13 protein-coding genes are annotated in these 14397 nt (G+C 65.0%); 10 read left to right on the top strand and 3 right to left on the bottom strand.

The window, feature by feature from the left end:
* The first annotated feature begins 233 nt into the window (after positions 1–233).
* Positions 234–1067, top strand: coding sequence for a 2-dehydro-3-deoxygalactonokinase (locus OKQ63_RS03860; protein ID WP_264212651.1), 834 nt, complete (start codon positions 234–236; stop codon positions 1065–1067).
* A 246-nt stretch (positions 1068–1313) separates the two neighbouring features.
* Here the strand turns inward: OKQ63_RS03860 and OKQ63_RS03855 are convergent, their stop codons facing one another.
* Complete coding sequence (locus OKQ63_RS03855; RefSeq protein WP_264212650.1) at positions 1314–2114, bottom strand: TIGR03084 family metal-binding protein; 801 nt, start codon at positions 2112–2114, stop codon at positions 1314–1316.
* A gap of 88 nt (positions 2115–2202) precedes the next feature.
* Positions 2203–3216, bottom strand: coding sequence for a hypothetical protein (locus tag OKQ63_RS03850; protein ID WP_264212649.1), 1014 nt, complete (start codon positions 3214–3216; stop codon positions 2203–2205).
* 363 nt (positions 3217–3579) lie between these two features.
* Here OKQ63_RS03850 and OKQ63_RS03845 point away from each other — a divergent pair, with 363 nt between their 5' ends.
* Positions 3580–5004: a hypothetical protein gene (locus OKQ63_RS03845; RefSeq protein WP_264212648.1), complete on the top strand. Its 1425-nt coding sequence runs from the start codon at positions 3580–3582 to the stop codon at positions 5002–5004.
* Positions 5005–5070: 66 nt separating this feature from the next.
* On the opposite strand, the gene OKQ63_RS03840 is transcribed toward OKQ63_RS03845, so the two are convergent.
* Entirely contained in the window at positions 5071–6189 is a 1119-nt protein-coding gene (locus OKQ63_RS03840; protein ID WP_264212647.1) for a THUMP domain-containing class I SAM-dependent RNA methyltransferase, read from the bottom strand.
* A 277-nt stretch (positions 6190–6466) separates the two neighbouring features.
* On the opposite strand from OKQ63_RS03840, the gene OKQ63_RS03835 reads away from it, so the two are divergent.
* The 8 genes from OKQ63_RS03835 to OKQ63_RS03800 all read left to right on the top strand — a co-directional run bounded on the left by OKQ63_RS03835 (position 6467) and on the right by OKQ63_RS03800 (position 14369).
* Positions 6467–8200 (top strand): ABC transporter substrate-binding protein, encoded by a 1734-nt coding sequence (locus OKQ63_RS03835; protein ID WP_264212646.1) that lies wholly within the window; start codon positions 6467–6469, stop codon positions 8198–8200.
* Positions 8201–8357: 157 nt separating this feature from the next.
* Positions 8358–9434: an ABC transporter ATP-binding protein gene (locus tag OKQ63_RS03830; protein ID WP_264212645.1), complete on the top strand. Its 1077-nt coding sequence runs from the start codon at positions 8358–8360 to the stop codon at positions 9432–9434.
* Between the two features lie 7 nt (positions 9435–9441).
* Positions 9442–10536, top strand: a complete 1095-nt coding sequence (locus OKQ63_RS03825) for an ABC transporter ATP-binding protein (RefSeq protein ID WP_264212644.1) — start codon at positions 9442–9444, stop codon at positions 10534–10536.
* Positions 10536–11399: a carbohydrate ABC transporter permease gene (locus tag OKQ63_RS03820; protein ID WP_264212643.1), complete on the top strand. Its 864-nt coding sequence runs from the start codon at positions 10536–10538 to the stop codon at positions 11397–11399. Before OKQ63_RS03825 ends, OKQ63_RS03820 begins: the two co-directional genes overlap by 1 nt.
* Before the next feature lie 11 nt (positions 11400–11410).
* Positions 11411–12208 (top strand): carbohydrate ABC transporter permease, encoded by a 798-nt coding sequence (locus OKQ63_RS03815; protein WP_264212642.1) that lies wholly within the window; start codon positions 11411–11413, stop codon positions 12206–12208.
* Entirely contained in the window at positions 12208–12486 is a 279-nt protein-coding gene (locus tag OKQ63_RS03810) for a DUF2160 domain-containing protein (RefSeq protein ID WP_264212641.1), read from the top strand. Before OKQ63_RS03815 ends, OKQ63_RS03810 begins: the two co-directional genes overlap by 1 nt.
* Before the next feature lie 334 nt (positions 12487–12820).
* Positions 12821–13237 carry a BlaI/MecI/CopY family transcriptional regulator gene (locus OKQ63_RS03805; RefSeq protein ID WP_264212640.1) on the top strand — a complete coding sequence of 139 codons (417 nt, stop codon included), beginning with the start codon at positions 12821–12823 and terminating at the stop codon, positions 13235–13237.
* Entirely contained in the window at positions 13227–14369 is a 1143-nt protein-coding gene (locus OKQ63_RS03800; protein WP_264212639.1) for a M56 family metallopeptidase, read from the top strand. Before OKQ63_RS03805 ends, OKQ63_RS03800 begins: the two co-directional genes overlap by 11 nt.
* Positions 14370–14397: the final 28 nt, after the last annotated feature.

The raw sequence follows: 14397 nt of genomic DNA, 5'->3' as shown, positions 1-14397 counted from the left end.
CGGGACCGTCCGCAGCTTTACAGTAGTGGAAATTGCATCCCGGGCGCAGGGCCGTCCGGGCTGTCTTTCGCACAAATCCCGGGCGCTTTAGCCTATGACGCGCATACGTGCGGACAGGCCCCTCCCCTAACGGGTATAGGCGCCTATGCCAGCACGCGGCCGGCTCTCTTGCCGCCGCCGGGAATCACCGCCATAAGCTGTTGCGAAGCATTGGCAGAGGAAGTGAGGACATCATGCGCCCTCCCCGCAGCGGCGCCGGCTGGCTGGCCGCCAATCTGGACGGAACGGCACTGACGGCCTGGGAGATGACCGGCGGCCCGGCCCGGAAGCTGCTGCTGCCCGACAGCAGCCCGGCCGCGCTGGCCGCGGGGCTGCGGCAGCTGCTGGGCGGCCGGGCAGGCCCGGTGGTGCTGGGCGGCAGCGCTCTGGCGGCGCCGCATCCGGTGCCGGTGCTGCCGGCGGAATTGCCGCTCAGCGAGACCCTGCTGGAAGGCCTGAAAGTTTGCGCCCTGCCCGGCCTCTGCCAGGCGGCGCCCTGCGGGGTCATGCAAGGCGCAGTGGCCCGGCTTGGCGGTTTCCTGCGGCTGAATCCGGATTGGGACGGGGTGGTCTGCCTGCCCGGCGCGGTGACCCACTGGGTGCAGGTAAGCGCGCGGGAAGCCGTCAGCTTTCAAAGCACGCTGACAGCGCAGCTGGCCCGGGCTGCGGCGCAGGCCATGGGGCTGGAGGCAGTGGGCGATTGGGACAGGACCGCGCAGGCAGAGGCGGTGGCGGACGGAATTTCCAGGCCGGAGCAGACAGCGGCGCGGCTGGCCTCGGTCCAGGCGGCGGCGGCTTTGGGGCATATGCCCGCGGACGCGGCGCGCGCGCGGCTCTGGGGCCTGCTGCTCGGCGCGGAGCTGGCCGCGGCCCGGCCCTATTGGCTGGGTCAGAATCTGGCCTTGATTGCGGATGCACCGCTGCAGGCGCTGTACGCAGCAGCCTTGGACGCGCAGGCGCTGCCGGTCACCCTGGCCGACCCGACCCGCATGACGCTGGAAGGCCTGACCCGCGCCTGGGCCGGCTAGTGACCCGGCAAAACGGCCCGTCAAGCCGGACCGCCCGGCCAGGCGGCCGCTCTTCACCCCTGGTCGGCCGCAGCGTATTCAGAACCCGGAGCACTCCCGCGCCTGCAGGTGCCCCGGCGTAGCCGGCCCCCCTTGGCAGCCTTGGGCGTCGCGCCGCGCAAGGCGCGGCGCAACGCCCAACGGGCACAGGCCTTCCGCCAGGAAGGCCGAAGCCGGGCGGGAGCACCTGCTCCGGTGTCCGGCGGGTCAGGCTTTCGCCGTGAAACGGCTTCCCTTCACTGGCGGCGTCTCCGGCGGACCGGCAAAGCACTGGGCGATGCGCATCCAGTCCTGCGCGGCGGTTCCTGCAGCCTGCAGGCCGGTATCGGCAAAATTGCGGGTCTGCGTGACCACTTGCGCGAACTCTGCTGCTGTGCCCTTAACGAAATTGCCGGCCTGAGGCGCATTCCACTCCCAGACCGCCCCCGACGGTCCTGCAAGCTGCACGAAGGGCGCCGGCTCCGGCACCTCCAGCCCGCGGTTGCGGAAGCTCCAGCCATAGGTGGCCACCCCAAGATGCGCGATATTGCGGATGCGGTCGTGTTCCTGCCGCTGCAGCCCCAGCAGGTCGAACACCTCCTGGCCATGCGCCCAGGTCTCCATCTGCCGGGCGGTGATGGCGCTCAGCGCGCTCATGTCCGGCCCGATCCACTTGACCCGCAGCTTGGGATCCGCGGCGGCATAGGCATCGGCGCAGCGCTCCGCGCCCTGCCGCCAAGCCCGGTACAGCGCCCGGCCCGACAGGCCGTCCAGCCAGGGGAACTGGCACTCCAGGATGGACTTGCCCGCCTGCATGTCCTGCAGCACCGGCGCGATGAAGGCGGCAAACTCCGCCTCCCTGCGCAGCGATGCCTCCGCCGCGGCGTTGAACAGATGCAGATGCCCCAGCACATGATCGATGGTCCAATCCTTGAACTGGGTCGCCCGGTGGAACCCCGCCTCCGGCAGGTCCTCCAGAATGGCCGCCAAGGCGCGGCTCTCGGCGCGGAAATCTTCGGCCTGCTGCATGTTTCCTCCCCCGATTGCGACCGGCACCAGGATAGCTGCACGGGGCCCATCGCTGAAACCCGGACGGCACGTCACATAAGAGGAACTCTCAGCCTTCGGACATCGCCTTGAACGCGCGCCCGGCAGCCTCGAAGTTGCGGCTGAGCGGCGCGGTCAGCTTGGACTGTGCCGCATAATAGGCGCCGGTCCGGCACAGCTGCGCGGCAAATTCCGGATGCACCCCGGCATCATCATACTTGCGCACCCGTTCCTGGCTCAGCCAGCCGCGGTTCTTGACCTCTTTCTGGATCAGCTCCAGCCGCTGGATGCAGTGCAGGGCGGTATAGGCCGAGAGATACTCCAGATAGGCGCCGATCTCATGGCCGCAGCCGGGGTCGAAGGTCTCGATCATCACATCGGCCATCTTGTCGGGGGCAACGGGCCAGGTCTCGTCGCCGATGAGCCAGGCAAAATCCTCGGCACCGTGGCGCAGGCCGGCATATTCGAAGTCAAACCAGCGGACAAATCCGTCGTCACCGATCGCGGCATTGCCGGAGCGGCAGTCCCATTTCAGGAACTGCACCCCCGGATGTTCCATGTATTCGGCCACTGCGGGGTAGTCGAAACTCTCCGGGATGCCCATGGAGTAAGCCTCCAGCGCCTCCACCGAGCTTACGAAATTGCGGATCCAGCTGCGGTTGGCGCCAAGGTGCGGCAGCACGCTGTGCAGCTCTGTCTTGCGGGCCGCCGCCTGAATGCGGAAGATCGCGGCGCAGGCCTCGGCCGCGAGGTCCAGCTGGTCGGCGTCCTCGTGCTGAATGATCTCCTCGCTGAGCCGCGTCTCCCCCGTGTCGGACTGGAACAGCACGTCCTTATGCAGCCCCAGCACCCGCGGAATGTCGTCGCAGTGCGGTGCCAGCTGTTCCAGCACAAAGGCCTCCAGATGGGTGCGGCGGAAATTGGCGCGCAGGGTGGCAATCGCGGTGCGGTCCTTGAAATGCAGCCGCAGCGAGGAGCGCGACTTGCCGCCCGGGGCAGTGATCTCCACCGGTTCCTCGCCAAGCACCTCCCAGGCGGCGCCCGCGATATACGCGGTGCGGTCGTCGAATTTCCCATCAGCCATAGCCTGCCCCCTTTCCCGGTATGCCGCCCGCATCCCGGACAGTTCACCCCATTCCGATTAACGCCTTAGGGGGCAAAGACGGCATTTTTCGGGACAGACTGGGGCAATCCCCGCAGGCCGTCCGTCGATTCGGAGGGAAACGCCCCCAGCCAATTGGGGCAATTGAACCAGTCGGCCGCACAATCCAAATGCAGCACGCCGGATTGTTTCCGCTTCACACCCCTGAACCTGGGAATTTGACTAAAATACGTCGAAAATTTGGCCCTCCTCACACGCCCCTTTAATCTTTCCGGATGGGCGTGCGCGGCCTTTGCCCAAGGCAGCGCGGCAGCTGCAATTCAGTGTTTTTCTGGGGGGAAATTTATGGGCCGGGGACATTATTCACAGGGCTGGGGCGGCAAGCAGGCTTGCGGCGGCAACAGCTATTACAACGGTGGCGTGCAAGGCGGCGATTTCGGCCGCTGGTACGACAGCCACCTGTCGGACCGCTATGGCTGGAAAGGCAAAGGCTATAAGGCATGGCGTGAAGACAGGGACGACGACGAAGACGGCTCCGGCGGCACCAAGGGCTCCGGCGGCACCAAGGGCTCCGGCGGCACCAAGGGCTCCGGCGGCACCAAGGGCTCCGGCGGCACCAGGGGTTCCGGCGGCACCAAAGGCTCCGGCGGCACCAGGGGCTCCGGCGGCACCAAGGGCTCCGGCGGCACCAAGGGCTCCGGCGGCACCAAGGGCTCCGGCGGCACCAAGGGCTCCGGCGGCACCAAGGGCTCCGGCGGCACCAAGGGCTCCGGCGGCACCAAGGGATGCGGCGGCAAGGACCATCACGGCAAATCCCACTGGTGGTACCGTGAGGACGATGACTGGAACAGTTCTGGCGGAACCGGCGGGTCAGGCGGCACCAAAGGTTCAGGAGGGACTGGAGGGACTGGAGGCTCCGGCGGCACCCATGGATGCGGCTCCGGCACCAGAGGCTCTGGCACTGGCGGCTCCGGCTCCGGCGGCACCAATGGGTCCGGCGGCACCAAAGGCAGCGGCGGAACCAAAGGGTCTGGCGGAAGCGGCGGAACCAAAGGCTCCGGCGGCGGCAATGACGGCGGCGATAGCGGCAAGACCTCGGTGTTTTTCGAGATTGGCGGCAACGGCGAACCCAGTGTCACCGTCGAGGTTCTGCAGACACCGGAAAACCAGCTGTTCATCAAGTTGGAGCCGGCCTCTTGGGACGGCGAGGTGGCCGATATCGACGGGCTGTTCTTCAACATGGCGGATGACGCCAGCGTCGGCGGGCTGAATTTCTTCCCGGACGAAAACGCGCTGCCGGTGACCGGGCACGAAGCCAGTGCCAACTCCGTCAATGCGCTGGACACCGGCACCACGGTGCCCGGCAATTTCGACGCCATGGTGCAATTCGGCCAGGTTCCGGACAGCACCGACGGCACCGTCACCAATGCCAATTTCACACTGTGGTCCGACGCCGGGCTGACGCTGGACGACATCGACCTCAGCAGCATGTCGCTGGTGGTCAGCAACCCGGACGGCTCGCAGAGCGTGCTGGAAGGCGGCTATGATCCGGCGGCGGCGGCCAGCAGCGGCAGTTCTTATGCCAATGGCGGAGTGACCGGCGGCGGGTTGAGCAACTGGTATGACGCCAATCTGGCCGGCCAGTTCCAGGACGGCGGCAATGAGCCCGGTGCCGAGGACTTCATGGCGCTGATGAACCAGCCGGTGGGCGGCACAATGCCCGGAGGCGGCACCGAGGGCAGCCTGGACGATTTCTACGACATCGGCTGAGCCTGCCTGCCGGATCAAACGGACGGGAGGGCGCCGCAGGGCGCCCTCTTGCTTTTCCGGGGCTGCTCAGGGCAGCGGATCTGTCTTGAACAAGCGGATTTTCAGGCCGCCGTGAGCAACCGGGGCTCCGAACGGCAGGAACGGCAGACCGGCTGCCTTGGCCAGTGCGGTTTCCGAGGTGACGATGCCCACGCGCCAGCCGGAGAAGCGCTCCTGCAGCACCTGCCCCAAGGCGCCGTAAAGGGCAAAAAGCAGTTTCTTGTTGCCGATCCGCGCACCGTATGGCGGGTTGACGATGACCAGGCCGGCCGGGCCGTCCGGGCGCTGCAGATCACTGACCGCGGCCTGCGCGAAGCGGGCATGCTCGGCCACGCCGGCGCGTTCGGCATTGGCGGCGGACATTTCGACCGCGCCTGCATTGCGGTCGGAGCCGTGGAACAGAAGATCCGTCTCGCGCGCTTGCCCCTGCTGTTTCAATTCTGCCCAGGCATCCGCATCAAATGCGGCCAGCTGTTCAAAGGCAAAGCTGCGGCTGCGGCCGGGCAGCAGGCCCCTGGCGATCTCTGCGGCCTCGATCACGAAGGTGCCGGAACCGCACATCGGGTCCACCACCGGCTCTGTCCCGGCATAGCCGCATTCGCGCAGGAACAGGGCGGCCAGGTTTTCCCGCATCGGCGCCTTGCCGACGGCGGATTTGTGGCCGCGCTTGTGCAGCCCCTCGCCCGAGGTGTCGACGCTGAAGACGCAGAGGTTGTCCTCGATCCGGAGTTTCACCGTCAGCTCCGCATCCTTGGTGACGGGGGCGCCGAGGGTCTCGGCAATGGCCTTCTCCACCCGCTGCGCCGCGGCGCCTGCGTGGTAGATCTTGGATTTCTTGTTGGTGGCGACCTCGACCTTGACCGGCACATCCGGGCGCAGAACCCCGCCCCAGGGGAACTTGCGCGACCGCTTGTCGAGCTGGGCCAGGTGGAAGGCGCGGAATTCGCCGATCCGCGCCAGCACCCGGGCGGCGCCGCGCACCGACAGATTGGCGCGCCAGACCTCGGACCAGTTGCCCTGTACCGTCACCCCGCCCGGAACCGCCTTGGGGGCGGCAAAACCCAGCTCCTTGGCCTCAGCCAGCAGCGCCTGTTCCAGCCCCGGCGGTGCGGTCAGGAAGATCTCGAATGTTCTCTCTTGCGTCATGCCGCCTCTGTAGCGGGAATGCTTTGGCGCGGCGACTGTTTTTTCCGCTGCCGCCAAGGCGAAAAATCCCGTTGCGTCACAACCGGGGATGCTGCGCCGCGGCATGCTCCGCGCTTGCAAAATGCAATCATCAGGAGATGTGATTTTCCATCATAAACAGATAGTTACCACTTACTAAAAAATTAGTTTGACAAAATAATCCAACCTATGAAAGCTCTATGGCAGTCAGATGCAGCCAATGCACAGCTGGCTTTAAGCGACTTTCAGGGAGGAAAAGATGCGGAAGTATCTTTTGTCCGCAGCCGCCGTTTGCGCGATGGTTGCGGGATCGATTGGTTATGCCGATGAGACGGCGGCCAAGAAATGGATTGATGAAGAATTCCAGCCTTCGGTGCTGACCAAGGACGAACAGCTGTCGGAACTGCAGTGGTTCATCCAGGCGGCAGAGCCGTTCAAGGGCATGGAGATCAACGTGCTGTCGGAAGGCATTCCGACGCATTCCTACGAATCCGAGGTGCTGACCAAGGCGTTCGAGGAAATCACCGGCATCAAGGTGAACCACCAGATCCTCGGCGAGGGCGAAGTGGTTCAGGCCGTGCAGACCCAGATGCAGACCAAGCGGAACCTCTATGACGCCTACGTCAATGACTCCGACCTGATCGGCACCCATTCGCGTCTGCAGCTGGCCTACAACCTGACCGACATGATGGCAGGCGAGTTCAAGGACGTGACCAACCCGGGCCTCGACCTGGATGACTTCTTGGGCACCCAGTTCACCACCGGCCCGGATGGCGACCTGTACCAGTTGCCCGACCAGCAGTTCGCGAACCTCTACTGGTTCCGCAAGGACTGGTTCGACCGCGAAGACCTGCAGGCCGCATTCAAGGAAAAATACGGCTATGACCTGGGCGTTCCGGTCAACTGGTCCGCGTATGAGGACATTGCCGAGTTCTTCAGCGAGCACGTCAAGGAAATCGACGGCACCGCGATCTATGGCCACATGGATTATGGCAAGCGCGCGCCGGACCTTGGCTGGCGGATGACCGATGCCTGGCTGTCGATGGCCGGTGCTGGCTCCAAAGGTGAGCCGAACGGCGTGCCGATCGACGAATGGGGCATCCGCATGGAAGAAGGCTCCTGCAACCCGGCCGGTGCCAGCGTCACCCGCGGCGGTGCCGCCAACGGCCCGGCGGCGGTCTATGCGATCCGCAAGTGGGACGAATGGCTGCGCAAATACGCGCCTCCGGGTGCGGCGTCTTATGACTTCTACCAGTCGCTGCCGGCCCTGGCACAGGGCAATGTGGCGCAGCAGATCTTCTGGTACACCGCCTTTACCGCCGACATGGTGAAGCCGCAGTCCGAAGGCAACAACACCGTTGACGCCGAGGGCAACCCGCTGTGGCGGATGGCGCCCAGCCCGCACGGCCCCTACTGGGAAGAAGGCCAGAAGGTCGGTTATCAGGACGTGGGGTCCTGGACCTTCCTGAAATCCACCCCGGTGGACCGTGCCCAGGCAGCCTGGCTTTATGCCCAGTTCGTGGTGTCGAAAACCGTGGACGTGAAGAAATCCCATGTGGGCCTGACCTTCATCCGCGACTCGTCGATCAACCATGCAAGCTTCACCGAGCGCGCGCCGAAACTGGGCGGCCTGGTCGAGTTCTACCGCTCGCCCGACCGTGTGGCATGGTCGCCGACCGGTGTGAACGTGCCTGACTATCCGAAGCTGGCCCAGATCTGGTGGCAGCAGATCGGTGACGTGAACTCCGGCGCCTTCACGCCGCAGGAAGCGATGAACCGTCTGGCCGAGGAAATGGACATCACCATGGCCCGCATGCAGCGCGCAGACGAGCAGGCGAATGTCTACGGCGGCTGCGGCCCGCGCCTGAACGAAGAGAAGGACGCGGAGTGGTGGTACGCCAACGGCGGCGCCAAGCCGAAGCTGGAGAACGAGAAGCCGGAAGGCCAGACCGTCAACTATGACGAGCTGGTGGCCCGCTGGGCAACCAACTAAGCCTCTCCTCCCGGTCCGGCCAGGCACCCCATCGCCCGGCCGGGCTGAACCCAGGCCCCGGAGACCCTTTCCCGTCGTCCGGGGCCATCTTCCCGAAAAGACTGCGCGCCCCCTGCCCCGCGCGCAAACAGGCCGCCTGCCGGAAAGTCAAAGCAAGATGGCACTCGAACTCAAGGGTGTGACCAAGCGCGTCGGCGCCATTCAGCACATCAAGGAAACGTCCCTGCTGCTGGAGCCCGGTCACTTCAACGTCCTCCTCGGCGCCACCGGCTCCGGAAAGACCTCACTCATCAAACTGATGGCGGGCCTCGACCCGATGGCCAGCGGCCAGGTAATCCTGGACGGCCAGGACGTCAGCCGCCTGAGCACCCAGAAGCGCAGGATCAGCCTGGTGCATCAGTTCTTCATCAACTACCCGCATCTGACGGTCTACGACAACATCGCCTCGCCGCTGAAGGTAGCGGGCATGGCGAAGTCGGAGATCGCCGGCCGTGTCGAGGAAGCTGCCGAGATCCTGCAGCTGAAGCCGATGCTGCACCGCCGCCCGCATGAGCTGTCCGGCGGCCAGCAGCAGCGCTGCGCGCTGGCCCGCGCGATTGCCAAGGAAAGCCGCGCGGTGTTCCTGGACGAGCCGCTGGCCAACCTCGACTACAAGCTGCGCGAGGAGCTGCGCGACCAGCTGCCCGAGCTGTTTGCCGGCCGCGGCGCGGTGGTGGTCTATGCCACCTCCGAACCGGAAGAGGCGCTGCTCCTGGGCGGCAAGACCGCGCTGATGCGCGACGGCCGCGTCACCCAGTTCGGCCCCACCGCCGAGATCTACCGCAACCCCGGCAATGTCGATGCGGCACGGGTGTTTTCGGACCCGCCGATCAACACCGCCGAAATCACCAAACAGGGCAGCAAGGCCCGCCTTGGGGCAGGCGTCACCTGGGAACTGAGCGGCGCCGCCGCGAACCTCAGCGATGGCACCTACACCATCGCCATCCGCCCGCACCACGTGCTGCCGGTCGCCCGCAACGGCGCCCAGGTACAGCTGTCGGGCCAGGTGCAGGTGACTGAGCTCTCGGGCTCCGAAAGCTCCGCCCATTTCGACATGGGCACAGGCTCGGAAACGGGCAGCTGGGTCTCACTGGCCCACGGTGTTCACCCCTACCGGGTGGGTGAGCTGCACGACTTCTACATGGACCCCGCGCAGGCATATTTCTTCGCCCCCGACGGCAGCCGCGCGGCGTGAGGCATCAATGGCTAAAATAACTCTCTCCAAACTGCGCCACAGCTATCTTTCGACGCCGAAGTCCGACTCGGATTACGCGCTGAAGGAAATCGACCTCGACTGGACCGACGGCGGCGCCTACGCGCTGCTCGGCCCCTCGGGCTGCGGCAAGTCCACCCTTCTGAACATCATCTCGGGCCTGCTGGTGCCGTCCGAAGGCCAGATCCTGTTTGACGGCCAGGACGTGACCGCCCTGCCCCCGGATCAGCGCAACATCGCCCAGGTGTTCCAGTTCCCGGTGATCTACGACACCATGACTGTGTACGACAACCTGGCGTTTCCACTGCGCAACCGCGGACGGGACGAGGCCACCGTGCACGAGCGGGTGATGGCGATTGCCGAAATGCTCGAAGTCACCGAGATGCTGGACCAGAAGGCGGCAGGATTGTCACCGGACAATAAACAGAAGATCTCCATGGGCCGCGGCCTGGTGCGCGAGGACGTGAACGTGGTGATGTTCGACGAACCGCTGACCGTGATCGACCCGCACCTGAAGTGGAAACTGCGCTCCAAGCTGAAGGAGCTGCACCAGCGGGTCAAGGCGACGATGATCTACGTCACCCACGACCAGACCGAAGCGCTGACCTTTGCCGATCAGGTGGTGGTGATGCAGCTGGGCGAAGTGGTGCAGATCGGCACGCCGGTGGAGCTGTTCGAACGCCCCGCGCACACCTTTGTCGGCCACTTCATCGGCTCGCCGGGGATGAACATCCTGCCCTGCGAACTGCACCAGGGGTCTGCCGTGTTTGCAGGCCAGTCCGTTGCCCTGGAAGGCCCCGTACAGGGCGCCGCAAACGGCCGGACCGAGATCGGCATCCGCCCGGAGTTCGTTTCGCTGGCGGATCACGGCCTGCCCGCGACCGTCACCAAGGTCTCTGACATCGGCCGCCACACGGTGGTGGAATGCGAGGCCGGCGGCCACCGTATCAACGCCATCACCGATGGCGCCGCCCCGGAAAAAGGCAGTGCCGTGCACCTCGCCTTCCGCCAGGACATGACCCGGCTTTACGTGGACGGCTGGCTTGCCACCTCCCCCGCTGCAGACGAACAAGGAGCGGCCTGATGAAAACCGAAAACCAGAAAGCCTGGTTCTTTGTCCTGCCGGTGCTGGCGCTGGTCGCCTTCAACGCGCTGATCCCGATGATGACGGTGGTCAACTACTCGGTGCAGGAGACCTTTGGCGATAACGTGTTTTTCTGGCAAGGATTGGACTGGTTCCAGCAGATCCTGCGCTCGGACCGGTTCCACGCGGCGCTTGGGCGGCAGTTCATGTTCACCTTCCTGATCCTGATCATCGAAGTGCCGCTGGGCATCGCGATTGCGCTGTCGATGCCGCGCAAGGGCTTTTGGGTGCCGGTCTGCCTGGTGCTGATGGCGCTGCCGATGCTGATCCCGTGGAACGTGGTCGGTGCGATGTGGAACATCTTCACCCTGCCCGACATCGGCCTGCTGGGCTATTTCCTGAACCACACGCTGGGCATCAACTACGACATGACGCAGGATCCGGTTGCGGCCTGGGTGACCATTGTCACCATGGACGTCTGGCACTGGACCTCTCTGGTGGTGCTGCTGAGCTATGCCGGCCTGGTGTCGATCCCCGACGCCTACTACCAGGCGGCCAAGATCGACGGGGCCTCCAACTGGGCGGTGTTCCGGTTCATCCAGCTGCCGAAGATGAAGACGGTGCTGACCATCGCCATCCTCCTGCGCTTCATGGACAGCTTCAACATCTACACCGAGCCGTTCGTGCTTACCGGCGGCGGCCCCGGCAACTCGACCACGCTCTTGTCGATCGACCTGGTGAAAATCGCACTCGGCCAGTTCGACCTCGGCCCCGCCGCCGCCATGTCGCTCATCTATTTCGCAATCACGCTCCTGGTCTCCTGGCTGTTCTACACGCTGATGACCAAGGACGATCTGAACTAAGGGAGGGGAACATGCAGAAACGATCCATCGTCCCCATTATCTATATCCTGTTCCTCATGCTGCCGATCTACTGGCTGGTGGCGATGAGCTTCAAGACGACCAATGAAATCCTGTCGGGCTTCTCGCTGTTCCCGCAGACCTTCACGCTGGAGAATTACGCCACCATCTTCACCGATCCCAGCTGGTACTGGGGCTATATAAACTCGATCGCCTACGTGTCGATCAACACGGTGATCTCCATCGCGGTGGCACTGCCAGCGGCCTATGCCTTCAGCCGCTACCGGTTCCTGGGCGACAAGCAGCTGTTCTTCTGGCTCTTGACCAACCGGATGGCGCCTGCCGCGGTGTTTGCCCTGCCGTTCTTCCAGCTGTATTCCGCGGTGGAGTTGTTCGACACCCATCTGGCCGTGGCGCTGGCGCATTGCCTGTTCAACATCCCGCTGGCTGTATGGATCCTTGAGGGCTTCATGGGCGGCATCCCCAAGGAGCTGGACGAGACCGCATTTGTCGACGGCTATTCCTTCCCGCGCTTCTTTGCGACGATCTTCATCCCGTCGATCAAGGCAGGCGTGGGCGTGGCAGCGTTCTTCTGCTTCATGTTTTCCTGGGTGGAACTCCTGCTAGCCAAGACGCTGACCGCGGTTGCCGCCAAGCCGATTGCCGCCACCATGACCAAGACCGCGTCCAGCGCGGGCTATGAACTGGGGCTGCTGGCGGCTGCGGGAACTCTGACAATCATTCCGGGCGCCATCGTGATCTGGTTTGTCCGCAACTACATCGCGAAGGGTTTCGCGATGGGGAGGGTGTAATGCTTTCATGGATGGCCTGGACCTGGCCCACTGCCCTGTTGTTCATCGGCATCTTCAGCGCCATCGGCGTGCTGATCGTGGCCGAAATCCGCTCCCCCGGCGGCGCGGCCCGCAAGGGCGTGCTTGGCCTCACCACCACCCGCGGCGACCGGCTGTTCATCAGCCTCCTGGGCACCTCCTACATTTTCCTGGCCTGGCTCGGCCTGGTGGGGATGCCGCTCTGGTGGCCCTTGGGCCTGTCGATCGCCTGGGGCGTCTTCTGCTTCTGGAAGGTCTGACGCCGGCGCGGGGCCTGCGGGTCAGTTGCAATGCTGACCCTGCGGGTCAAGGAGGCCGCAGGCCCCGCGCAAGCGGCTTGTCCTTGACGCGCAAACCCCAAACACAATGGAGACAGGCCTTGAAGGCAAACCTGACCTTCAAGGCCTTCTCAGCCATACTCCCCACAGACGCCACAACCACTGCCCCCAGAGACGGCACGGCGCCTGGCAACCCACAGAATAAGAGCGCGCGGAAGCGCACATTTTTGCAACCTCTCCCGCTGCCTCCGCGCCTTCTCCTAAAAAAATAGTTTTCACGAAGACCGCCATCCCCTAGCATGACTGGAACGATGAAATGAGCCGGACAGCCGAGGCGATGCGCAAGAAACACGACAATTCCCTGCTGACCGAAGTGGAGCTGGAATTCATGACCGTCGTCTGGGACATCGGCGGCGGCACCGTGCGCGATATCCTGGCCGAGCTGAACAAGATGCAGGAACGCGCCTATACCTCGGTGGCCACGGTTCTCAAGATCATGGAGCAGAAGGGCTTCCTGACCAGCGAGCGCAAGGACCGCTCCCTGGTCTACCGCCCCGCCGTTCCCAAGGCAGAGTATCAGAAAACATCTCTGAAAAACCTTTCGAGCAAGCTTTTCAACGGCGCGCCCGCCGCATTGGTGGCGCGGCTGGTCGATGATGAGGATGTGACCGACGAGATGCTCGAGGAGATGCGGGCGCTCTTGGAGGAAAGGCTGGGGGACAATGCCAACTGAGGTTCTGCTGAACGCCTATATCGACCTGAATATCCTGCTGCTGGCGGGCGCCGCCCTGTGGCTGGCCGCGCGCAGGACGCTGCGGCGCAGCAGGCTGGGCCGCGCCTACCGCCCGCAGCTGCAGCTGCTCAATGGGATGACGGTGCTGCTGGCCGCCTGCCCGGCGCTGATCCTCGCCTTCACCCATTTTGTCATCGCCCATCCGCCGAATTTCTCCGACATGCTGGTCTCGCAGTACCTGCAGGGCCATGTCAGCCTGAGCGCGGGCACCTTCGAATCCCTCCTGGGCCTGCGCGAGGACGCCGTGCGCGGGCTCACCAGCCTGCAGCCGTACTGGGCCCGGGCCCTCGCGGCCGCTTTTGCCGCCGGGGCGCTGATCTGCCTGGCGCATGTCGCTGTCTCCGTCTTCCGGCTGCGCCAGAATCTGTGCGCCGCCTTTGCCTGGAAGCGGATCGGCCGGGTGCAGCTGATGGTTTCGGACAGCATCCGGGTCGCCTATTCCACCCGCGGATTGTTCCGCCGCTACGTGGTGCTGCCCTCCGCCCTGCTGCAGGACCCGCGCGATCTGCGCCTCACCGTCGCGCATGAACTGCAGCATTTCCGCCAGCGTGATATAGAATGCGAGTTCCTGCTGGAGATGCTGCGCCCGCTGCTGTTCTGGAACCCCGCGTTTTACCTGTGGCGGCGCGAAGTGCGGCTGCTGCGCGAGTTCGCCTGCGACCAGGCCCTGATGGCGCGGCCGCAGTTCGATGTGCGTGCCTATTGCGAATGCCTGATCCGCGCCTGCGCCCATGCCGCGCGCGGCCCTGCACTGTTCACCCGCCGCAGCCCTGCGGTGGCACTGGTCGACCGCCGCGAAACCCGCCGCGGCGCCGCCCTGCAGCGGCGCATCATTGCGGTGACCGCCGCCCAGCCGCAGGGGCGGAACTCTCTGGGCTGGGGCCTTGTGTCCCTGGCCATGGCTGGGGCTGTGCTGGCAACGGCCATGCTGCTGCAGCGTCCCAGCGACTGGAGCCATGACCGCATCATGCTGTCGACCATCGTCAACCTGGAGCGCATGGCCAGCCGCAACAGCACGCCGGGGTTCGCCGTCAGCGCCCTCAACGGCGGCTTTGCAGTCGCCGGCCAGTAGTCGCGCCCCGGCCAATCCGGCCGGCATT

Origin of the sequence: Leisingera thetidis (genome assembly GCF_025857195.1) — a bacterium.
Classification (GTDB): domain Bacteria; phylum Pseudomonadota; class Alphaproteobacteria; order Rhodobacterales; family Rhodobacteraceae; genus Leisingera; species Leisingera thetidis.
The sequence above is the reverse complement of the archived record's forward strand: the minus strand, read 5'-3'. Positions and strand labels throughout refer to the sequence as shown.

Bases quoted from the DNA above. Each gene is read 5' to 3' on its own strand.
- OKQ63_RS03860 (WP_264212651.1), top strand. From the start codon at position 234: ATGCGCCCTCCCCGCAGCGGCGCCGGCTGGCTGGCCGCCAATCTGGAC.
- OKQ63_RS03855 (WP_264212650.1), bottom strand. From the start codon at position 2,114: ATGCAGCAGGCCGAAGATTTCCGCGCCGAGAGCCGCGCCTTGGCGGCC.
- OKQ63_RS03850 (WP_264212649.1), bottom strand. From the start codon at position 3,216: ATGGCTGATGGGAAATTCGACGACCGCACCGCGTATATCGCGGGCGCC.
- OKQ63_RS03845 (WP_264212648.1), top strand. From the start codon at position 3,580: ATGGGCCGGGGACATTATTCACAGGGCTGGGGCGGCAAGCAGGCTTGC.
- OKQ63_RS03840 (WP_264212647.1), bottom strand. From the start codon at position 6,189: ATGACGCAAGAGAGAACATTCGAGATCTTCCTGACCGCACCGCCGGGG.
- OKQ63_RS03835 (WP_264212646.1), top strand. From the start codon at position 6,467: ATGCGGAAGTATCTTTTGTCCGCAGCCGCCGTTTGCGCGATGGTTGCG.
- OKQ63_RS03830 (WP_264212645.1), top strand. From the start codon at position 8,358: ATGGCACTCGAACTCAAGGGTGTGACCAAGCGCGTCGGCGCCATTCAG.
- OKQ63_RS03825 (WP_264212644.1), top strand. From the start codon at position 9,442: ATGGCTAAAATAACTCTCTCCAAACTGCGCCACAGCTATCTTTCGACG.
- OKQ63_RS03820 (WP_264212643.1), top strand. From the start codon at position 10,536: ATGAAAACCGAAAACCAGAAAGCCTGGTTCTTTGTCCTGCCGGTGCTG.
- OKQ63_RS03815 (WP_264212642.1), top strand. From the start codon at position 11,411: ATGCAGAAACGATCCATCGTCCCCATTATCTATATCCTGTTCCTCATG.
- OKQ63_RS03810 (WP_264212641.1), top strand. From the start codon at position 12,208: ATGCTTTCATGGATGGCCTGGACCTGGCCCACTGCCCTGTTGTTCATC.
- OKQ63_RS03805 (WP_264212640.1), top strand. From the start codon at position 12,821: ATGAGCCGGACAGCCGAGGCGATGCGCAAGAAACACGACAATTCCCTG.
- OKQ63_RS03800 (WP_264212639.1), top strand. From the start codon at position 13,227: ATGCCAACTGAGGTTCTGCTGAACGCCTATATCGACCTGAATATCCTG.